The sequence below is a fragment of the Lysinibacillus sp. FW12 genome (assembly GCF_050817245.1).
Lineage (GTDB): Bacteria > Bacillota > Bacilli > Bacillales_A > Planococcaceae > Lysinibacillus > Lysinibacillus irui.
This window is the reverse complement of sequence record NZ_CP139094.1, coordinates 3087018-3109957: the sequence shown is the minus strand read 5'-3', so window position 1 is coordinate 3109957 and position 22940 is coordinate 3087018. Positions and strand designations below refer to the sequence as shown.

Genomic DNA, 22940 nt, shown 5'->3' with positions numbered 1-22940 from the left:
ATCATGTGCTTCTCGGTTTTTTCGTTTATTCTGTGCTTTGATCTTCTTCAGTTGGGTTGGTAGGTTCGGTTGGAGTCGTCGGCTGTAGATTGCCATCATTATTATTGCCAGGGTCTCCTCCGTTGCCATTATTACCTTGCCCATTACCATTATTATTATGGTTATTGCCATTACCATTATTGCCATTTTCACCATTGCCATTGTTATTACCATTGTCTTCTTGCCCAGGATCTATTGGTAAATCAATTTCTGGCTCATCTGGTTCTTCCGTTTCTAAATCTTCTTCAGACGTGCTTGTGATTTGGAAAGTAGTTGTACCAGGTTCACTACGTGTGCCGTCCATAATGGCTACGACAGAGATTGTGTAATTTCCATCCTCTAGCGTATTGCCAACGGTTAACCCTTTGCTCTCAGTTGTGCCTAGAGCAAACGTTTGACCGTCATCACGTGTAGCAGTGACTTCAAATGAAGTTGGTAATGGTTCGTCCGTTTCTGGATCTACGATAGCATCATGTTCCCAAGAAATATTAATGGACTGTGCTTCTAAATCTAAGCTTGCCGAAACATTATAAGGTGTTGATAATTCTGGTGCTTCATAGACAGTCGACACCTCTTTTGGTTCAGTTCCACGTACAAATAGCTCTGTTTGACGCAATTCACTAGGAGTGTAATCACTTGCTAATTTTAGTGGTTTAGAGCCTACTTCAATCGTTGCTTCTACAACCGAATTAGGTTTTTTAAAGCTTGCTGTTTCAACATTAGCTGAAATTTCTTGCATTATCGACTTAAATAAATTTTGTGGTAATCGACGTTCTTCCCATGTTGTAATTGGATCAAAATGTTTTTCATACCCACTCCATATCGCAATGGAATAGTTTGTTGTATAACCAGCAAACCATGAATCAGGCACACTTGTATTCGGTAAATTATATTTATTGAAATCTTCTGCAGAGTAGTTTGTTGTACCTGTTTTACCTGCAATATCTAAGCCAGGTACATTGGCAGCAGTACCAGATGCATCTGGTTTATTGCCCACTACATCACGCAGCATATCCGTTACCATATAAGCAGTATAATCGCTCATAGCAACTTTAGATTCAGGTGTGTAGTTTTTAGATGTTTTGCCATCACGATAGACAATTTTTGAAATCGCATGTGGATCCGTGTAGACCCCGTTATTACCGAAAGCTGCATAAGAAGCTGCCATTTGGATAGGGGAGATTGTAATAGCTCCTCCACCAATTGCATCCGATTCATAAAGATCATCTGTTTTAATGCCTAAATTTCCTACAAATTCCTTGGCCTTTTCAGTGCCAACCTCTTGTAATGCTTTGACAGCAGGAACGTTTCGTGAAGCATATAAAGCTTTACGAGCAGTCATGGCACCCATATATCGGCCATCCCAGTTTGTGATCGTTTGTTTTGTACCTGTGTAATTCATTGGCTCATCGACAAGTGTTTGACCTGTAGACCAATTTAAATATTCGATAGCTGGACCATAGTCAACTAATGGTTTCATTGTAGAACCTGGTTGATTTTTTTTCAGGTCGTCTGCGTAGTTCCAGCCACGTTCAGCTCCGTAATGGCGACCACCACCAACGGCTTGAATCGCACCCGTTTTTGTATCGATAACCGCAACACCAGACTGAATTTCTTCAGTAGGGAAATTACTGTCATCGTTCATGACATTTTCTACAACCTTTTGGGCATCTGGATCAAGTGTTGTGTAAACTTTAATCCCTTCTGCCATCGCCGTTCCATCGCCGTTTTCTTCCAATTCATTAATCACGACATCTAGGAAGGCATCATATTTGGAACCAGCAAATGATTGACGTGTTGCATCATCAGCAAGACCTGCTTGAACTTCCACTTTCTTTGCTTCTTCCATTTCAGCTTTAGTTATTTTTCCATGTTGATACATTAATCCTAAAACTGTGTTACGACGTTTTTTTGCAAGCTCAGGATTTTTTAATGGATTATAAGCATTAGGTCGTTGTACTAACCCTGCTAATAAGGCTTCTTCATCTAATGTTAAATCTTTTAATTCTTTCCCATAGAAATATTGTGCTGCTGTTCCGAAGCCATAAATACGACCTGACATGAGCATTTTATTGAAGTACATTTCAAAAATTTCTTCTTTTGAATATTTACGCTCTAACTGAAAGGCTAGCCATGCTTCCTGTGCTTTACGCTTTAATTTTTTCTCATTTTGTAAAAAAGAGTTTTTCACAACTTGCTGTGTTAGGGTAGATGCACCTTGAGCACCGAAGCCATCACGGAAGTTGGCAAGAATAGCACCACCTAAACGATAAAAATCCATCCCGTGATGCTCGAAAAAGCGTACATCTTCCGTTGCTAGAATAGCGTTAACCATATCTTCTGGTATATCTTCATATTTTATATATTTACGGTTTTCTGCACCGATTGTTGCGAATAGTTCACCGTTTTTATCGTAGAACTCTGAAGAAACAGGGTCCTTTAATAATTCCTCATCAAGCTCTGGTGCTGTGCTAGCATAGTAGGCAAATAACCCAGCTCCTCCTATGAAGCCTGCCACACCGATAGCTAAGATCGCTAAGAAAATACGTTTAAACCATGTCTTAGCGGATGAAGTTGGTTTATTCTTTTTCTTTTTATTTTTTTCAGCGAGAGCTTTTTGATGCTCTCCACGTGTTCGACGACGTTCAGTCATTCTTATTTCTCCTCACTTTCAAACCCGCAGCATTTCGCATCGATCAATCGTTGGATGATGGGCAAATAATCGATACGTGGATAATAAGTCGTTGGAATTTCATATGCCTCTTCTTCAATCATTGAAAAGGGTATCGATTTCCGACTGCCATTCTCCATTGCTTGCCAGGCCTTTTGTAAAACTTCATATGGCACAATAAAATAACGTTCAAAAGCAGAAAAGCGAACGATTATAAAAGCCACACCATTTTGTTCCGTCACTTGCTGCATATGGGTCATTTGATGCTCATGAATATTTTTTAAGGGGAAACTCGTTTTGGAAGCAGTTTCCTTTGCATCAAAATCAATATAATGCCCATTCCAAACACCATTGTAGTCGGTTGTGGAAGGTGTTCGAAAGTATGCTTCTCGAATAACAGCAGCACTTCTCGAAGGATACTCTACTTTGACGATTTGCACAGGAACAGGTTTCTTATGAATGATAGCAAGTCGCCTTTTTATATAATAGTCGTTTGCTTCATTAATTTCATCTTCTAGCGTCTTTCCACGATTACTAAAAGACAAATCTTTGTTTCTACTTTTTTTTCTGTTTTCTGTACAGAAGCATTGGGGGTATACAATTTCCCGTTTGGATAACGAATTGTCATTAAGCTCACCCTTTACCATACTGCATTTCTAATCATTAGTTTACCATGTTTTTATAGCTATTCTCTACTTCCATTTATTATGTTACCGCTACTAGAATAGTAGATAACGAAAGATAATGAAGAACAAATTGCGTCGAAAATTCGCCAGCTCCTTTATTACTCGAATCGTCAAAATAACTGATAAAATGAAACACGAAATCGGGTTGAAATCTTTTCACATTCAGACCCTTCATTCATGACGCTTTTTTAGGTTGAAGGTTCACTATTAAAAATTTATCGAAAATCTTCTTCTTTCAGCTAACTTACGCTTATTTTGTCACCCTTGAAGGTAATTCTATACATTCGAGGAATACTAAAGTTAAAGCAAAGGAGGCGTTATTTTGAACAAGTTAAAACAATTAGTTGCGCAGTTAGATCTGGTCAATCAATTACTTTTCACAAGAGTGTCCCTGGAAAACAATGCACAGAGTTTGCACTTTTTTATGCAGCTTAAAGCGGTTAGCCAGAAAGTAAGCTTAGCAGAAAAGAACTGGCAAGTAAAGAATGCTTGTTCGCCTACTAGTAGTGAAAAATGATAGACTTTGGTACACTTATCTCATAAGCAATTGAACTATCGCTATAGCATTAAAATTGATACAATTTTTACCACAAAAGTACGGTGAATGGTGTCAATGCAGTGATATTTCCGTAGTTGATTTGATGGACAAGACATACTCACCATATATATGCAATGACTACGAAATATATTTGCTTACGTGATTGATGAGAGATGAGGTGCAAAATTGTTAGTGATTCAGCAAACAGCCCAATTAATAGATGAATGTGAACATTGTGTATCAAGGTTCTGGCAAATGCGTGAAGAAGACCGGACGCCAGATTTTTTTCAAGAGGTGAAACCACACGCTGATAAAATTCACCAGCTGTTGAAGGAATGGCAGCAAGAAGCAAATAAATGGATTGAACAAAATCGACCGAAATATATGCATACTCAACAAATTGCTTCAGCGGTAGAATCGATGGAGCAATTTGTTGTGCAGTCTTTTTATAAAGAAACAAGTAAAAAACGTTTTTTAGATGCGATTCATTCTACCTCCTATACATTAAAAATCTTTGAACGATTGGTAAGGGAGGGAGAAACGGATGCTAACGAAGAAACGAACGATTAGTGAGCTTTTACAAGAGTGGAGATATGATGAAGAATTAAAAGAGCGTATTCTTCATTGGCAAACATTGGAGGGCCGACCTGCCAAATATGCACCTTTCCCGGAAAATTTACACCCTTCATTAGTGAAGGCATTGCAGGCAAGAGGCATTGAGCAACTTTACACCCATCAAAGAGAGGCTTTTGATTTGGCGCAGTGTGGTACATCGTTTACTGCGGTTACACCAACTGCATCTGGTAAATCGTATTGCTATCATCTACCAGTGTTGCAAAAAATATTGGAAGATCCAAACGCGCGTGCCATTTATTTATTTCCGACAAAGGCATTAGCGCAAGATCAAAAAAATGACCTAAATGACCTTATCGAGCTAAGTGGTGAGGAGATATTGAGTTATACGTATGATGGAGATACGGCTCCAGGCATTCGTCAAAAGGTTCGCAAGGCAGGGCACATTGTTATGACAAACCCTGATATGCTTCATTCAGGTATATTGCCACACCATACGAAATGGGTATCCCTCTTTGAAAATTTACAATATATCGTAATTGATGAGCTGCATACCTACAAAGGGGTATTTGGTTCACATGTGGCACATGTTATTCGTAGATTAAAGCGTATTTGTGAATTTTATGGCAGTAACCCTGTGTTCATTTGTACGTCTGCTACTATAAAAAATCCTAAGGAGCTTGCAGAGCTGCTGACGAATGAACCACATACGCTCATTGCTGATTCGGGTGCACCAGTTGGCAAAAAAACCTTCCTTTTTTACAACCCACCTATTATTCATAAAACGTTTGGGGTGCGTAGGAGTGCCGTTTTAGAGGTCAGTGATTTAGCTAAAAGACTTTATGTTGCTGGCATTCAATCGATCATTTTTGCTAAAAGTCGGGTGCGTGTTGAGATGATTGTTACCTATTTAAAGGAACTTACACGAAACAAGCTGCTTGATGAATCTGTGCGTGGCTATCGAGGGGGATACTTGCCATCTGAGCGCCGCGTCATTGAAAAAGGCCTGCGTGATGGCACAATCCAAACGGTAGTTAGCACTAATGCATTAGAATTAGGCGTGGATATCGGCCAATTACAAGCGTGTATTATGACCGGATACCCGGGAAATATTGCGAGTGCTTGGCAACAAGCAGGACGTGCAGGAAGACGTCAGGATGAGGCATTGATTATTTATGTTGCCCAATCTTCCGCATTAGACCAGTATGTGGTGAATCATCCGTTGTTTTTACTAGGGAGTACGCCAGAGGAAGCGCGAATCTATCCAGAAAATATGTTGATTTTAATGGATCATTTAAAATGTGCGGCTTTCGAGCTACCTTTTTCAACAGGCGATATGTATGGAGAATATGACATCCAGGATTTATTGGATTATTTAGCGGAAGAAGGGGTTGTCTTTAAGACGAGTGATAAGTGGCATTGGATGAGTGACCGTTTCCCCGCGCACGATATAAGCTTGCGCTCAGCGTCCCAGGAAAATGTGGTCATAATTGATCTGTCCATTCCTGCCCAAACAAAGGTGATTGGTGAAATGGATCGTCATAGTGCGATGACCCTGTTACACGAAGAAGCTATATACCTGCATCAAGGTATTCAATTTCAAGTAGAGAAACTTGATTGGGAAGAAAAGAAAGCCTATGTCCGTGAAGTAGATGTAGATTATTATACAGATGCTAATTTAGCAGTTGAGATGAAGGTGCTAGAGGAGGATCGTAGTCGTCATTATGGAGGTGGTACGATTGGTTTTGGCGATGTTGGCTTAGTGGCACAGGCAACGATTTTCAAGAAAATCCGCTTCGGCACACATGACAATATTGGGTCTGGACCTATTCATCTACCGCCAGATGAAATGCATACAAGCTCGTCTTGGTTATCGTTCAGCAAAGTAGATCAATGGTCCGAAGCAGAATTAACGGACGCGATGACGGGAGCAGCCTATGCGATGAATGCCTTTATTCCAATATTTATTCAGTGCGACAGTAGCGATGTAGCTGTCGTACCACAAGTAAAAGCTTCACATAATGAATTGCCAACATTTTTCATTTATGATAAGTATCCTGGTGGTATTGGTTTAAGTGAAAAGGTTTATGACTTATGGGAAGATCTTATAATCAAAACATTAGAGCATGTTTCAAGTTGTCCTTGTGAGTCTGGCTGTCCATCGTGCATTGGTGCACAGGACAGTTTGCAAGAAGGGAAGAAGAGGGTAGTAGTACTACTTCGGCTATTAACTCAAAAGTAAAATATAGAAGGCTTAAGGGATAACAGTGTTAGTTCCCTAAGCCTTCTTCCATTTTTTTGCCGCCATGCTACGGGTTTTACTGGAGGAAAGAGTAAGAGAGGATGAGCAGAGCATATGAAAAAGGATCAGTTACATTATTTCTTTTACCCCATCATTTATTTTCTACTTAGAACAGGTTTTCAATATATTTCAAATGACGAATTGAAATGAAAGGAAAGCTTATCCATAATGATTATTAGTATGATCGTGCTGCTCTTTGCCCTATTACTTTTTAATTGGTCTAAAACTCCCTATGATTGGAAAAAGGATAAGGATGTTTAGAATCACGAGCTAACTCCTACATATGTGTTTAGAGCAAAGAATATTTTGAATGAGCTAATGAATCGTGTTACTCTTGCTAGAGAGATGTCTTAACTATAAGCAGAAAATGAGTGAAATACATGTCTTACGAAAATAAAATACTCCAAATGAAAAAAATGCTTGGTAAAAAACCAGCGGCTCAACAAAAGGTGGAAGAACCCGCTTTTCAAAAGCCTGCAAAGCCAAGCTATACAGAGCAATGGCAAAAAGCAGGACTAACGGTTGTTGAAAATGACTTTGGCATTGTGTTTAAGCGTCAAGTACACTATCCATTTTCTTATCAGCATGGCCATTATCAGCTACGGTCATTTTTTGATGCCTTGAAAAAATGGCAAGGTGCCGATTTTCATCACCCTTATGCGCTTGATATAAATGAACCTGTATTATTTTTTGATACAGAAACAACCGGCTTAAAGGGTGTGGGAACGCATATTTTTCTGCTCGGTTTTTTAGAAATGGCAGAGGAAGGTTTTGAGTTGACCCAATATATTCTTGCTGACCCTGCACACGAGGCAGCTTTTTTGTTTGAATCTAAGCTATGGCAAAAAACAGCGACCGTTATTACCTATAATGGAAAAAGCTTTGATTGGCCACAGCTTGAAACACGTTGGACGCTTCACCAAAAAACGTTACCGAAATTACGATCACAACGACAAATAGATTTGTTGCATAGTTCGAAGCGTTTATGGAAAAATGATATGGAGCGCTTAAAATTAAAATCTGTGGAGGAAGAGAAACTTGGTTTTTCTCGAAAAGGAGATATTCCAGGTCATCTCGCACCTATTATTTATTTAGATGCTGTGAAAAGCGGCATACCAGATGCCCTTATGAAGGTTTTGCTTCATAACGAGTGGGATTTACTGTCCCTTATCACACTTTATAGTCATTCTACACATTTATTGTTTGAGGAAGACCATGAAGAATCCGCAAAAACCTTCACTAATATTGGGAAATGGTATGGTGATTTAAAAGAAAGCACCCAAAGTGTTAGGGTATTAGAAAAGGTGACAACTCAATTTGATGCACTAGAAGCAGGCCATGCTCAATATTATTTAGCCTTACAGCATAAAAAGAGTAAACGCTATAGTGAAGCCATTGACTCATTTGTGGCCTCTCTCCATTTTGTAGAAGCAAGAACAAAGTTACATGTCCTTGAGCAGCTAGCCATACTTTATGAGCATCAAATAAAAGATTATGAGCAGGCCCTTTACTATACGCATGAGGGCATACGTCTAATTCGAAATAATGAGCAATGGAGAGCAGAACAAAAACAAAAATGGGAAATTTCATGGGAAAAGCGATTGCACAGACTAGGAAATAAGAAATAATTTCCTGGGTAAGCGCAAGAATCGACAACTTTATCCTTACAATTGGTGTTTTCAGACGATATAATGTGATGAAGTGTGCTATAATGTATTCGTGTATGTAGTGTGAGGAAGGGCGATGTGAATGGACATTAAATTAACGTCAAAAATGATCCTTGAAAAGGAATTTAAAAAGAATTTTAAAGGCTATAATGTAGAAGATGTAGATTCTTTTCTTGATGAAATTATTCAAGACTATGAAACGTTTGAAAAAGTGGTGGCCCAACTACGTGAAGAAAATAGACAATTAAAAGAGGAAATTGATAGTACACCAAAGAGACAACCAGTTGCTTCAGCAACAGCTGGTACAACTAACTTTGATATTTTAAAACGTCTATCTAATTTAGAAAAACATGTATTTGGTAGCAAGCTATACGAATAAATTTAGTCATTTATATTGTATTTAACATAAAACTCTAGTATAATCTTTCGTATCATCATGAAATTCTGGTAATCGCTGCGGCGCTAGACGTCGTAGAGGAAAGTCCATGCTCACACGGTTCTGAGATGGCCGTAGTGTTCGTGCTTACTGAAAAAATAAGGTAAGGCAGCTGTTCAGGCTGACGGCGGAAGGAAAACCTACGTCTTTGGATATGGTTGACACTTCCTGAAAGTGCCACAGTGACGAAGCTTGCTTGGAAACTTGCAAGGTGGAACGAGGTAAACCCCACGAGTGAGAAACCCAAATTATGGTAGGGGCACTCTCTAGAAGGAATTGAACGGATAGAGGGACAGAGTTTGCTCTGTAGATAGATGATTACCACCTGATCGTACGAGGCGCAAGCTGTTTGAGTACTCGGGAACAAAACATGGCTTATGGAATTTTTTGATGCTTATCTATGAATAACAAGCGCTCTCCAACTCGGTGGAGAGCTTTTATTTTGAGTTCATGAGGAAAAAGTAACCTTGTTAATCAAGTCTTGGTATGCGCGATACGTTTGAGAATAGCTAAATCAGTGCTCTCTCTATCGCTACCGCTTCTAAGTCACAATATCTAAACGGTTATCGTAACAATATAATGTATGTAGATCTTGAGTAGATAAATAAGTCGAGCCTCAGGTATCAATCCTAAAGGTGATAAGAATACGTACATCTTCTTTCCATTTCAGCCGGTGTCCTAAAATTTTGGAGTGGCGCTTTTCAAGGAAGCTTGAAAATCTAGATGCATTTTTATCTACGCGAAAGCGAAGCGTCAGCGAAAATTTACGCTGAGGCGTAATGGATTACATACCGATTGACGAAATGCCCTTCTTAGGGAGTATAGAGAGATAGGATGGAGCGGAAACATGAACGGAGTGAATAATTGGGAAAGTATGGATAAGTTGAATTTGATTTCAAAATATCCAACGACCTTAGTACTTAAAATCTTCGAAAATGTATCTGAAGGTATCATGATTACGGATGAATACAAAAAAATAGTAATGGTGAATCCCGCCTTTGAATTTGTGACAGGCTATACACGAGATGAAGTGGTTGGAAAAACGCCCGCCGTTTTGCAATCGGGTGTACATGAATTGCCTTTCTATTTAGAGATGTGGGAACAGATACGACAAGAAGGCATTTGGCAAGGTGAGATATGGAATCGACGTAAAACAGGAGATGTATATCCTGAATGGTTAACGATTGTAAGTGTAACCAACGATGAGGGGAAGGTTACAAATTACTGTGGTATTTTCACAGATTTGTCTGAAAGAAAAATAGTAGAACATGAATTGGAAAAGCGTTTACTTACGGATTCATTAACAGATGTATCCAATCGTTTTGCCTATATTGAAAGAATGGATAATCTCTTAGAATCGACTTCTGCTATTTCTCATTCAGTGCAGCACGCGGTTTATTTTTTAGATTTGGATCGCTTCAAACAAATTAATGATACATTAGGCCATGCTGTAGGAGATTCAATTTTAATAGAAGTAGCAAATCGTTTAAAAAAATTACTGAAAAACAAAGATATTATTGCAAGATATGGTGGGGATGAATTTGTCATCACCTTAACCAATGTGAAAAATGTCAAAGAAGCAGCAAAATTTGCTGAGCAAATCATTAGTAGTATAGAACAACCGATGATGTTAAATGGGCAGGAAGTATTTATTTCTACAAGTGTTGGGATTAGTGTTTATCCAGTAGACGGAAAAAACACAGAAGAACTGATTAATTGTGCAGATCGAGCCATGACTTATTCAAAAAAACATGAATTGAATGGCTATTCCTTTTATTTTGATGAACTACAAACTGATGCAAAACGAGTTTTATTGCTTGATTCAGAGTTAAGAAGAGCCGTAGAAAATCGCGAATTTGAGCTGTATTTTCAACCAAAAATTTCGGTGGAAAATGAGGGGATTCAAGGTTTAGAGGCACTGGTACGTTGGAATAGTGAAAGGCTTGGCTTTGTATCACCAGCGGAGTTTATACCTTATGCTGAGGATACGGGATTAATCATTCCGTTAAGTGAGGTTATTTTAGAAAAAGCATGTGAAGCAGTTATTCAAATGCAACAACAAGGTTGGAAAACACCTGTAGCCATTAATATATCGAGCATTCACTTTAAACAGCAGAATTTTTTAGATTCAATACAAACAATATTAGAACGCTATAATATGCCAGCAAACAATTTTGAAATAGAAGTAACGGAACGAACAGTTATGAATAATGCAAACGAAACTGTCAGTAAGTTAGTGCGCTTGAAACAATTAGGCTTTAAAATCTCGATCGACGATTTTGGGACGGGCTATTCGTCTTTAAGCTATTTAGTTCGTTTTCCATTAGATTGTTTAAAAATTGATCGTAGCTTTATTCAACATATTGGATCACTAGATGAGAAACAGGCAGTTGTAGATGCGATTATTCAAATGTCACATCGATTAAAAATGAAAGTTGTTGCTGAAGGTGTTGAACAGGCACAACAAGTGGATATACTACGTAAAATGAACTGTGATATTATTCAAGGCTATTATTACAGCAAACCATTACCATTAAATGAGCTCATTGAGTTTATGGAGTATTGGGAAATTGAGCATCAAGGAAGGAAATAATCTATGGCAAACTATCAATTAGTAGCTACTTCAGCAATGGGCTTAGAGGCAATAGTTGCCCAAGAAGTGAAAGCACTCGGCTATGAAACAACTGTTGACAATGGCAAAGTATATTTTGAGGGCGACGAAACAGCTATTGCACGTACCAATTTATGGCTGCGTGTAGCGGATCGAGTAAAAATTGTTGTTGGACAATTCCCAGCAAAATCGTTTGAACAATTATTTGAAAGTGTAAAAGCATTACCATGGGAGAAGTATTTACCGGTGGATGCTGCTTTTCCGGTTTCAGGGAAGTCGGTTAAATCGAAATTATTTAGTGTGCCAGATTGCCAAGCGATTACAAAAAAAGCGATTGTCGAACGCATGAAACAGCATTATAAACGACTTGGCTTTTTAGATGAATCAGGGGCGACCTACAAAATTGAGGTTTCAATTTTAAAAGATGTGGCGACACTAACGATTGATACGTCTGGCGCAGGCTTGCATAAGCGTGGCTATCGTCAGGCTCAAGGTGAGGCACCGTTAAAAGAAACATTAGCTGCAGCACTTGTACAAATTTCGAAGTGGAATCCAAATCGTCCGTTTGTTGACCCATTCTGTGGCTCGGGTACCATTGCATTAGAAGCGGCAATGTTTGGACAAAATATAGCACCGGGATATAACCGTGAATTTATTTCAGAGGATTGGCCGTGGATGAAAGCTGCCATCTGGGATACGGTTCGTGATGAAGCAGAAAGCTTAGCGAATTATGATCAGCCACTAGAAATTATTGGTTCAGATATTGATCATCGCATGGTCAGCATTGCGCAAGAAAACGCGATGGAAGCAGGTTTTGGTGAGTTAATCGCGTTTAAGCAAATGCAAGCACGTGATTTTACAACACAATTAACGGATGGTGTCATGATTGGTAACCCACCATACGGAGAACGTATCGGTGATGTGGAAGTCGTAGAGCAAGTAATCCGTGATTTAGGAAAAGTGATGAAGAATTATCCAACTTGGTCTGTATATATGCTTTCCTCCATGAAAAATTTTGAAGAATTATATGGACGCCAAGCGACGAAGAAGCGTAAGTTATTTAATGGCTTTATAGAAACAAATTATTATCAATTCTGGGGTCAAAAGTCTAAAAGAGATTAACGAATAGTAACGGAAGATAAGTTGTTTTCTTATCTTCCGTTTCGTCGCGTATAATAGCACCAGAGAGTTAGAGGGGGAACATTAATTGCGTAAATCTTTACCATTTGCATTATCAAAGGACCGTTCATTTTTTGATTCATTAGGTGATTGGATGGGTGATGTCCTTTATGATGAATTACCTGAAAAAGGCTTTGAATGCCGTGATGAGCAAATTTTTATGGCTTATCAAATAGAACAAGCACTAAAAGAAAAAAATGTTCTCTTTGCAGAGGCAGGAGTGGGAACTGGCAAAACCATTGCTTATTTACTACCAGCCATTTCCTATGCGCGTTACACTGGGAAACCAGCGCTCATTGCTTGCGCAGATGAAACATTAATCGACCAGCTCGTAAAAGAGGGGGGCGATATTTATAAGCTTCAAAAAACATTAGGACTTGAAATTGATGTTCGCTTAGCAAAATCGCGAGATCAGTATTTATGCTTAAAACGTTTTGAAGAAACGGAAAAGGTAGTAACGGATGAATGGATTGATGATATTGCCTTTTCTATTCCAGATGGTGTGTATGCACAAGGCTCAATGATCGCTGTCCATCCGTATGGTGAGCGTAGTGATTATCCGACTGTTAGTGACGAAGATTGGCAAAAGGTCAATTATAATGCCATTATGCAATGTTCGGTTTGTGAGCTTCGTAATCGCTGTGGGCAAACGTTACATCGCTCACATTATCGTAAATCAACAGATCTTGTTATCTGTTCACAGGATTTTTTAATGGAGCATTTGGCCACTAAGGAATCGCGTGAGCGTGAAGGCCAGCTAGCATTATTGCCAGAGGTATCGATGATTGTGTTGGATGAAGGACATCTATTGGAATATGCTGCTCAAAAAGCAATGACATACAAAGTACAGGCAACAACCATTGTTAAACTACTTGAGCGATTGATGGTAGATGGCGTACGTGAGCGTACACTGTACGCAATGGAAAAATTACAGGATGATCATGAGCTATTCTTTGATCAGCTTCGTGATGATATCGTTGCTTCAAATGAGGATCGTAAACGTATAAACAAATCAAAAACACTGCTTGCTTACGGGAAGCAGTTAATAAAAGATGTAGAAACGTTGATGGAAGAATTCGTCTTTGAATCAGAAATGTATATGATTCCCGAATATGAATTAAATATGGCAGAAGAATACTTAGAACAATATGAGGCTTCTTTGCGTATTTTCATAGCACAGGGCGATGCAGTAGATTGGTTAGAGGAGACAGATGGCGAAGAAACGCTTGTTATTATGCCTCGTTTAATTACAGAGGTTTTAGCTGAAAAATTATTCTCTAAAAAGCTTCCAATCGTCTTTTCTTCTGCAACCTTATCTGTTAATAAAGACTTTTCATATATTGCCTATAGTTTAGGAATTCGAGATTATCAATCATTTTCAGTACCTTCTCCATTCGACTATGAAGAAGTGATGAAAATCTATTTACATGAGCTTAGTCAAGGTGATAAAACAGCGCGAGTTCAGCAATTGCTACGTGATGGCGAGCAAACATTAATATTATTTAAATCCAAGCAAGCGATGCTAAACTTTAAAGCAGAATTACCACTAATGGAACGAATGTATGTGGCTTTCGAAGGAGATCGAGAGCTTTCAGCAATCGTCCGAGACTTCCAGCAGGGATCGGTTAAAACATTATGCTCATATCATTTATGGGAAGGCTTAGATTTACCAGAGGAAGCATTAACACGTGTTATTATTTATGATTTACCGTTTCCTCCACAAGATCCACTATTTGATGCGAAGCGCACATTTGCTGAAAACCCATTTGAAGAGGTGGAGCTACCTTTCATGCAATTACGCTTGCAGCAAGGGATGGGACGCTTAATTCGGACATCAAATGATCATGGAGACATCCACATTTTGCTGAATGAGGAAGAACAAAAACAGCGTGCAGCCTTTGAAAACATATTAGCTGTTGTCCCAGAAATAAAATAATGAAAAACGAGTTTGCCATAGAGGTAAGCTCGTTTTTTAATATATTGAAATAATATTTTTCTCGATGTTAAATAATTCAATTTTAAAAAACTGTTGAATATTTCTCTTTTAAGCTATATAGTTCTTTGTAATGCAACAATATCTGGTGAAAGAAAATATTTTTTTTATTGAAAATAATTTCACAAAAGGTTTATAATAATGACAAGAATTTTTAAGAATAATCAAATTGATTGTTGATTATTTTAGATAGGGGGTTGAACCTGTCGAACATTCAATCATTATGTAGAAAATATACAAACCTTTCGGCAACGGATATTGACAAGTTAACAGAAATAGAGGCTACACTAAAGTATTATGCTGAGTTGACTGATTGTTATATGTTCATAGATTGCATGTTGGAAAATTTACCACATGCGATTGTTGTGGCAGAGGCTTTCCCGAACAAGGAAATTGGGTTATATGAGAAATCAGTTATCGGAAAATTCGTATTTGAAAGTTTTGAACCAGCCGTATTCGCTGCGTTTAAACATAAAGAAAAATCATCCATCTCAAGAGCAATTACGCAGGAAGGTGTTACGGTAGAGCAACATGTCATTCCTATTTTTAATGAGCAACAGCAAGTAATAGCAGTGTTGATTCAGGAAAAAATGGTGAAGATGCAAACGACACCGAAAGATGATTTTCAAAATATGCCTTTCGCATTAATTGAGCATATTGTAGAACCAAACTCTCAGCCAATACCAGTTGTGTCAGATTTACTTGTAGAATCGATCATTCTGACAAATCACGAGAACAAAGTGATTTACAGTAATCCTGCTGGCTACCATTTTATTTCTGAGCTATCAGGGTTAGAAAACTTTGACAATGTTGCATTAGATAAAATATTACCGTTTTTACAGGAAGTCTATGATAAAGGCGATGATGTCTTTTTCTTAGAAATTACGATTGATCGTAAATCCTTTATTGTGAAGAAAATTCCGATTCGTAGTCATAACGAGAAAGTGACGCTACTCATTATTCATGATCTAACAGAGCTTAAACTGAAAGAAAATGAGCTAATGATGAAAACATTTGCGATACGGGAAATTCACCATCGTGTGAAAAATAATCTTCAGACAGTAACGAGCCTTCTACGTTTGCAAATGCGCAATGATTTGTCGGCTGCGAATGCAAGTGCTTTTCAGGAGGCATTAAATCGAATATATAGTATTTCATCGGTTTATGAGCTTATTTTAGAAAACGAGGATAACGCTGAGGAAAGAGTAGACGTTATCGCATTAGCTAAAAAAATAGGTCATAAAATGATTGGCACGTCCAATACAGCGACTATTCAATTAGCCTTTCATCATGATAATTTGCAACTATTTTGCCATTCAAAAAAAGCAGTATCCCTTGCACTCATTATTTGCGAGCTACTGCAAAATGCATTAAAGTATGCTTTTATCGGACGTGATGAGGGAACCATCGATATTCTATTCATGCAGGAAGATTCAACGATTTCACTTCATATTTCTGACAACGGCGTTGGAATGCAAGAGGTGAAGGCATCTTTTGGTATGGAGATTATCACAAGGCTCGTCGAATATGATTTAGCTGGCTCATTTTCAATTATCCCTAGTGAAGAAGGTACACATACTCAAGTTCAGTTCCCTGTAAGTGAGGAGGTATTTATCGTAAATGACTAGGAAAGTTATGATTGTCGAAGATGAATCACTGATTGCGATTGATTTGAAGTTTATGTTAGAAGATAATGGCTATGAAGTAGTGGCGCAGGCGAACAATGGGGAAACAGCCATTGAATTAGCCTTTTTACATAAACCACAGTTAATCTTAATGGACATCAAAATGCCTAAACTAGATGGTTTAAAGGCAAGTAAAATTATTGAACAACAGCTTGGTATACCAGTTCTTTTCATCTCGGCTTACAGTGAAAAAGAATTGTTGCTATACATGAAGCAGGATAATATATTAGGGTATGTAATGAAACCGTTTTCTGAAAAAAATGTGTTGCCTGTGTTAGAGGTTGCCTTTCATCAAATTGATAAGTTCAACCGTCTCAATGGGGAGATTTTACATAAGCAAACACAATTAGATAAGCGGAAAGTCATTGAACGAGCAAAGGGCTTGCTAATGCAGGCCGAAAATATAAGCGAGGACGAGGCTTACCGTAGGATTCGCAATGAAAGTATGCAAACCCAACAGGAAATGGTGCATATCGCCCAGCAAATTATTAATACTTTACAAGTCAATAGTTGAAGCAAAGGCGCTTTAAAGAGATTTCTTCTTTAAAGCGCCTTTTTTTCTATAAATTTATTAAAAAAGGGGTGATGAGTAAGATGGCAATGATAGGAACGATTATCGTTTATATTATTATGATTTGTGCTGTTTTAGGGGCAATCGGGGCAATCCGAGATGCTGAGTATGGAATTGGAAAAGAATTTATGAATGGTATCCATACCGTTGGACATATTTTTGTCCCAGCAGCAGGGATCATGGCAGCTATTCCTTACTTAACATGGTTTATTAGTCATTTTATTAGTCCGATTTTTGAGTTAATTGGTGCAGATCCTGCGATAGCAGCGACGACAATATTAGCTTCGGACATGGGTGGTTACCAATTAGCCAATGCATTAAAAGAGTCTTATGAAGGATGGGTCATGGCTCTAGTTGTTGGATTTATGTCTGGTGCTACTATCGTATTCTCTATTCCAATGGGGCTTGCAATGTTAGATAAGCGTGATCATAAGTATATGGCGCTAGGTATTATGGCCGGCGTATTAACGATTCCGATTGGTGCATTTATTTCTTCAATCATGATTGTGCTATTCAATACAGAAGTCCGTGAAGTCATTAGTACAACAGAGGCACCTACATATGTGTTTGCCATTTCTGTTTTACAAATATTAATTAACTTACTACCTTTATTTATTTTCGTTATTTTAATCGCACTTGGCTTAAAGCTTATTCCGAACGGTATGATTAAAGGATTTATGCTATTCGGACGTGTGATGGATGCCGGGATTAAATTAGTATTAGTGTTCTCGATTGTTGAGATTTTTACAGGTATTTTTACAAAGATTTTTGGTGCGTGGGGCTTCGATCCAATCATGGCAGATGAGATCGATCAATTCCGAGCATTAGAGACAGCCGGTTATATCGGTATTATGCTAGCGGGTGCCTTCCCAATGGTGTATTTAATTCGAAAATATGCTTCCAAGCCACTTGAAGCGGCTGGTAAAAAATTAGGCTTATCCTCTGTAGGAAGTGCGGGGATTTTAGCAACGATTGCTAATATTTTGGCGATGTTTACACTGATTCGCCATATGCCACCAAAAGATAAAGTTATTAACATTGCATTTGGTGTGTGTTCTGCATTCCTATTAGGCGATCACTTATCATTTACAGCTAATTTCCAGCCTACTATTATCTTGCCTGTTATCGCTGGTAAGTTTTTAGCGGGTGTCATTGCCATTATTTTAGCTTATAAGCTTTCCGTACCAACTGCATTAAGGTTGGAAATTGAGGATCGCAAGGCTGGCATTATCAAAGAAGGCGAATATGTAACAGAGCAAAAATCTTAATTGATTAAAAAAGTGAGGTGATGACGTGTGAGTGAAGAAAAGAAACGATTTATTCAGGAGTTTGTGCCGGGTAAACAGCTAACATTGAGTCACCTTATTGCCAATCCTGATCCAGATATGTTTCAAAAGCTAGGAATCCAAGAAGCAGGTGCGCTGGGCATCATGACTTGTACTCCGAGTGAAACAGTGATTATTGCAGGGGATTTAGCGACAAAGGCTGCCAATGTCAAACTCGGATTTTTAGATCGTTTTACAGGTAGTCTCGTTATTGTGGGAAGTGTTTCTGAAGTGGAAATGGCGATGTTAGAAATTAATCGTTTTTTATCCGAGGTATTAGGGTACACCCCATCAAAAATAACGAAATCATAGGATGTGTCATATGAAAAATCGAGTAATGATAATAGGCGGTGTGCAAGCAGGAAAGTCAACATTGATGAATACTTTGTTAGGCAAAGAAAGTACGGCTAACAAAACACAGGCACTCGTTTATGATGACTGGATTGTTGATACACCAGGTGAATATGTTGAAAATCCCATGTATTACAGAAATATTATGGCAACGTCGCTGGAAGTAACTCATGTGATTTATTTGCAGGATGCTACATCAGCAAGAAGTGTGTTCCCTCCGCAATTTAGCTTAGGGATTCCAAAAATACAAATTGGTGTTATTACAAAGATTGATGCTCCTAATGCAGATGTAGAAAGGGCTACAGCTTTATTAAAAAATGTTATGACGCATGGGCCCATCGTGAAAACCTCTTCATGGAAAAAGCTAGGAATCGAGTTTATTGAACCATTGATTCAGCTGAAGACATATGAAGACATTCAACAATTTGTTAAGGATCGCGATAGTCCGTATCTCATGTATTGCTCACAGTAGCGAGAGGGAGGTGTAGGGTGAAAACTGAAAAAATATTTAGTGCAGGCATTGATATTGGGACAAGTACCACAAAAATGGTCGTCAGTAGTTTTTTGTTAAAAAATGTGGCTGGTGTGACCCATGTGCCAAGGATTGAAATTATTGAGAAAACGGTATTGCATCAAAGTCCAATTATTAAAACACCTTTTATCAATAAAGACATCATTGATATGAAAAAGATTGAGGAATTTATTTTTCAGCAGTATCAATTGGCACAAATTGCGCCAACAGACATTTCAACGGGCGCCATTATTATAACAGGCGAATCCGCCACGAAAGAAAATGCAAGAGAGGTTGTCCATACCATTGCAGATGGCGCTGGTCATTTTTTAGTTGCTACCGCTGGTCCTGATTTAGAGGGCATCATCGCCGCCAAGGGGGCAGGTACTTTACAGCAATCAAAGAATTCATCCAAAGTAATAGCCAATATTGATATTGGTGGTGGGACAGCGAATATTGCTGTAATGCAGTTTGGGGAAGTCATTGGTACATGTACCTTACATGTTGGTGGTAGATTGATTGAATTTAAGGAAGGCAAGATTCAATCAATTTCTCCGCCACTCATGCGACTGATGGAAAACTGGTCTAATCCGTTAGCTGTCGGTGATGGGGCAGAGGATGTTCGCGTCTCACAATGTATTGAAGAGATGGTTGGAACACTTGCCATGATTCTTCATGGACAATGTACCAATAAAGAGCATCCATTATTACTAGGACATTTACCCAACTGGCATAAACCAGTTGATGCCATTGTCTTTTCAGGTGGTGTAGCCTCCTGTATTTATGAAAATGACTGTACGCAGCGTCAGTATGATGATATTGGCGAAAAACTAGCAAAAACGCTACTTAAGCATGAGCAGCTTCAATCATTTTTATGGCTGCGACCAGAGGAAACAGCACGAGCAACAGTCACGGGGGCAGGTACACAGACCACTGAAATAAGTGGCGCAACTATTCAAGTAGATGCCGACGTGTTACCACTAAAAAATGTGCCTGTCTTCAACTGCCATATGAACGATGCAATAACAGACTTTAACACTGTAGTAAAGACAGCTGTTGAGCGAGCGGATGATCTATTTTCCATACAGGATAATCGTTCACCATTTGCCCTCTATTTTAGTGAATTGCCGTATTTAAGCTTTCAGGATGTACATGCATTGTGTGAGGCTGTTTTGCAGCATTTGGCGACAAGATGCTCCAAGGACATACCAATTATCATAGTCATTCAATCAGATTATGCAAAGATTATTGGACAAACCATACAAGCAATTAATTCTACAGTACCAATTATTTGCATCGATCAAATTAAAGTGGAGACGGGTGATTATATCGACATAGGAGAGGTTCTGCCATCTGGCGTTGTTCCTGTTGTTGTAAAAACTCTTGCCTTTCACTCAAAGTAAGGAGGATGAATGTGAATTTATCGGTGATATTTGGTGGAGAAAAATATAATTTTAAATCATTAAAAGATGTCATGGCGAAGGCCAATGAAGAAAAATCAGGCGATCAGCTAGCGGGGATTGCAGCTGAAACGGTTCAACAACGAATCGCAGCAAAGGCTGTATTAAGTGAGCTGTTAGTGAAAGATATTCGAGAAAATCCATTAGTGCCACAAGAAAATGATGAAGTTTCACGCATTATTGAGGGTGACATTAATGAGCAAATATATGGAGAAATCAAAAACTGGAGCATCGAACAGCTACGCGAATACATTTTATCAAATGATACGGGTGACCGTGAGCTAAAGCGTTTAAGCAAAGGGATGAATTCCGAGATTATTGCCGCTGTTACAAAACTAATGTCCAATTTAGATCTTGTACATGCAGCCAATAAAGTTGAAATACTTTCAACGTGTAATATTACGATTGGTCAAAAAGGGACGCTGTCATCTCGTCTACAGCCAAATCATCCGACAGATAATATTGATGGCATCATCGCCTCTCTAAAAGAAGGACTGTCCTATGGTATTGGGGATGCTGTTATCGGCATTAATCCTGTAGATGATTCAGTTGAAAGTGTCAAAAAAGTGCTTACGGCTACAAAGGAATTCATCAATGATTGGTCCATTCCTACACAAAACTGTGTATTAGCTCATATTACAACACAGATGAAGGCAATTAAACAAGGTGCCCCAGCAGATATGATTTTCCAAAGTATCGCAGGGACAGAAATTGCTAACCGTTCGTTCGGTATTTCTGCTGATTTAATACGAGAAGCAGAGGAGCTCATTAAAAAACAAGGAACAGGTACTGGTCCAAATTTATTCTACTTTGAAACAGGTCAAGGCTCAGAGCTATCGGCAGAGGCACATATGGGCATTGACCAAGTAACACTGGAATCGCGAAATTATGGCTTTGCTAGACATTTTAATCCTTATATTGTCAACACAGTAGTTGGCTTTATCGGTCCAGAGTATTTATACAACAATAAACAGGTTATTCGTGCTGGTCTAGAAGATCATTTCATGGGCAAAATGCATGGAATCCCTATGGGTGTAGATATTTGTTATACGAACCATATTAAAGCGGATCAAAATGATATTGAAGATTTAAGTGTACTACTGACAGCGGCAGGCGTTAACTTTATTATCGCTGCGCCAATGGGTGATGATGTAATGCTTAACTATCAATCGATGAGCTTCCATGATGTAGCTACATTACTCCAAACATTTGGTAAAAAACCAGCACCAGCATTTTTAGCATGGTTAGAAAAAATGGGCATTTATGAAAATGGTCGACTTTCAGCAAGAGCTGGCGATTTATCCATTTTTGAAAGGTAGGTGAATCGAGTGAATGATCAATTAGTCTCTATAATTACACAGCTTGTCATGGAAAAGATGGAGAAAAATACAGGAAACCAAGCACCTGAAGTTGTAGCTCCTCCAGCAGAACAATCACTTATTAAAATATTTGATACAGTCGACAATCGTCCGACAGAAATAACAGAGTCTCAAACGACATCACAGGGACCGTTAATAAAGCTGTATCAGCACGGAGCGCCTCAGTCGGAACCGATAGCTCCTGCTACTTTAGAACAACCTTTTAATACGGCTGTGCCGATTAAGCCATTTCAGTTTGAAGCAGAATCATTAACAGAAAGTGTGCAGGCTGCAAAAAAACATACACCTGCTCGAATTGGCGTTGGTAGAGCAGGGACAAGACCAAAAACGAAAACATGGTTAAAGTTCCGACTTGATCATGCTGCTGCGGTAGATGCCGTATATGGTGAAGTTTCCGAAGAGCTTTTACAAAAACTAGATGTTTTTCAAGTAACAACGAAAGTAACTGATAAGGAAGAATACATTACAAGACCTGATTTAGGTCGTCGTTTATCAGAGGAATCAAAGGCACTGATTCAACAAAAATGTAAGCAACAGCCTAAAGTGCAGATTATTATTTCGAATGGCCTAAGTGCCAGTGCCATTGAAGAAAATGTGCAGGATGTGTACTTGGCACTTCAACAAAGTCTTAGCAATTTAAATATTGACATCGGTACTACATTTTATATTGATAAAGGCCGTGTCGCTTTGATGGATGAAATTGGAGAGCTGTTACAGGCAGAGGTAATTGTTTACTTAATTGGTGAGCGTCCTGGTCTTGTCTCCGCAGAATCGATGAGTGCGTATTTATGCTACAAGCCAAGAATCGGTACAGTCGAAGCGGAGCGTATGGTGATATCCAATATCCACAAAGGTGGTATTCCACCATTAGAAGCGGGTGCTTATTTAGGAACAGTCGTACAAAAAATCTTGCATTACCAGGCAAGTGGCGTTGAGCTTGTCGCAAAAGAAGGTTAGGGGGCT

The 22940-nt window shown here is 38.7% G+C and carries 17 protein-coding genes, 1 other RNA gene and 1 pseudogene; 17 read left to right on the top strand and 2 right to left on the bottom strand.

The window, feature by feature from the left end; translation table 11 throughout:
- Positions 1–25 precede the first annotated feature (25 nt).
- Both SJW71_RS16220 and recU read right to left on the bottom strand, forming a co-directional pair.
- The gene (locus SJW71_RS16220) at positions 26–2692 is read right to left on the bottom strand and encodes a PBP1A family penicillin-binding protein (protein WP_431811203.1); all 2667 of its coding nucleotides are present in this window, start codon (positions 2690–2692) and stop codon (positions 26–28) included.
- A 2-nt stretch (positions 2693–2694) separates the two neighbouring features.
- Positions 2695–3338, bottom strand: a pseudogene (recU, locus tag SJW71_RS16215) (Holliday junction resolvase RecU).
- Positions 3339–3718: 380 nt separating this feature from the next.
- On the opposite strand from recU, the gene SJW71_RS16210 reads away from it, so the two are divergent.
- From SJW71_RS16210 to eutC, 17 genes are all read left to right on the top strand, one after another.
- Positions 3719–3913: an endonuclease gene (locus SJW71_RS16210; RefSeq protein ID WP_274796463.1), complete on the top strand. Its 195-nt coding sequence runs from the start codon at positions 3719–3721 to the stop codon at positions 3911–3913.
- A 213-nt stretch (positions 3914–4126) separates the two neighbouring features.
- Positions 4127–4504 carry a YppE family protein gene (locus SJW71_RS16205; RefSeq protein WP_396631736.1) on the top strand — a complete coding sequence of 126 codons (378 nt, stop codon included), beginning with the start codon at positions 4127–4129 and terminating at the stop codon, positions 4502–4504.
- The gene (locus SJW71_RS16200) at positions 4479–6749 is read left to right on the top strand and encodes a DEAD/DEAH box helicase (RefSeq protein ID WP_322606672.1); all 2271 of its coding nucleotides are present in this window, start codon (positions 4479–4481) and stop codon (positions 6747–6749) included. The genes SJW71_RS16205 and SJW71_RS16200 overlap by 26 nt, the downstream gene beginning before the upstream one ends.
- A 440-nt stretch (positions 6750–7189) precedes the next feature.
- Positions 7190–8437 carry a ribonuclease H-like domain-containing protein gene (locus SJW71_RS16195; protein ID WP_341385881.1) on the top strand — a complete coding sequence of 416 codons (1248 nt, stop codon included), beginning with the start codon at positions 7190–7192 and terminating at the stop codon, positions 8435–8437.
- Positions 8438–8558: 121 nt separating this feature from the next.
- Entirely contained in the window at positions 8559–8855 is a 297-nt protein-coding gene (gene gpsB / locus SJW71_RS16190) for a cell division regulator GpsB (protein ID WP_274796467.1), read from the top strand.
- Positions 8856–8915: 60 nt separating this feature from the next.
- Positions 8916–9295: RNase P RNA component class B (gene rnpB / locus SJW71_RS16185), an RNA gene on the top strand.
- A 464-nt stretch (positions 9296–9759) separates the two neighbouring features.
- Positions 9760–11505, top strand: a complete 1746-nt coding sequence (locus SJW71_RS16180) for a putative bifunctional diguanylate cyclase/phosphodiesterase (RefSeq protein ID WP_431811202.1) — start codon at positions 9760–9762, stop codon at positions 11503–11505.
- 3 nt (positions 11506–11508) lie between these two features.
- A complete protein-coding gene (locus tag SJW71_RS16175; RefSeq protein WP_274796469.1) occupies positions 11509–12645 on the top strand; it encodes a THUMP domain-containing class I SAM-dependent RNA methyltransferase in 1137 nt (378 codons plus the stop codon).
- Between the two features lie 85 nt (positions 12646–12730).
- Entirely contained in the window at positions 12731–14638 is a 1908-nt protein-coding gene (locus tag SJW71_RS16170) for an ATP-dependent DNA helicase (RefSeq protein WP_274796470.1), read from the top strand.
- A 254-nt stretch (positions 14639–14892) separates the two neighbouring features.
- Positions 14893–16323 carry a sensor histidine kinase gene (locus SJW71_RS16165; protein ID WP_274796471.1) on the top strand — a complete coding sequence of 477 codons (1431 nt, stop codon included), beginning with the start codon at positions 14893–14895 and terminating at the stop codon, positions 16321–16323.
- Complete coding sequence (locus tag SJW71_RS16160) at positions 16316–16894, top strand: ANTAR domain-containing response regulator (protein ID WP_274796473.1); 579 nt, start codon at positions 16316–16318, stop codon at positions 16892–16894. Before SJW71_RS16165 ends, SJW71_RS16160 begins: the two co-directional genes overlap by 8 nt.
- A gap of 80 nt (positions 16895–16974) precedes the next feature.
- On the top strand, positions 16975–18219 hold the full coding sequence (eutH, locus tag SJW71_RS16155; protein WP_274796474.1) for an ethanolamine utilization protein EutH: 1245 nt from the start codon (positions 16975–16977) through the stop codon (positions 18217–18219).
- A gap of 27 nt (positions 18220–18246) precedes the next feature.
- The gene (locus SJW71_RS16150) at positions 18247–18588 is read left to right on the top strand and encodes a BMC domain-containing protein (protein WP_274796475.1); all 342 of its coding nucleotides are present in this window, start codon (positions 18247–18249) and stop codon (positions 18586–18588) included.
- A gap of 10 nt (positions 18589–18598) precedes the next feature.
- Positions 18599–19099: a EutP/PduV family microcompartment system protein gene (locus tag SJW71_RS16145; protein WP_312505516.1), complete on the top strand. Its 501-nt coding sequence runs from the start codon at positions 18599–18601 to the stop codon at positions 19097–19099.
- A 17-nt stretch (positions 19100–19116) separates the two neighbouring features.
- Positions 19117–20541 (top strand): ethanolamine ammonia-lyase reactivating factor EutA, encoded by a 1425-nt coding sequence (locus tag SJW71_RS16140; protein WP_431811201.1) that lies wholly within the window; start codon positions 19117–19119, stop codon positions 20539–20541.
- A gap of 5 nt (positions 20542–20546) precedes the next feature.
- Positions 20547–21917, top strand: coding sequence for an ethanolamine ammonia-lyase subunit EutB (locus tag SJW71_RS16135; RefSeq protein ID WP_274796479.1), 1371 nt, complete (start codon positions 20547–20549; stop codon positions 21915–21917).
- A gap of 9 nt (positions 21918–21926) precedes the next feature.
- Positions 21927–22934 (top strand): ethanolamine ammonia-lyase subunit EutC, encoded by a 1008-nt coding sequence (gene eutC / locus SJW71_RS16130; RefSeq protein ID WP_431811200.1) that lies wholly within the window; start codon positions 21927–21929, stop codon positions 22932–22934.
- The last annotated feature ends 6 nt before the right edge of the window (positions 22935–22940 follow it).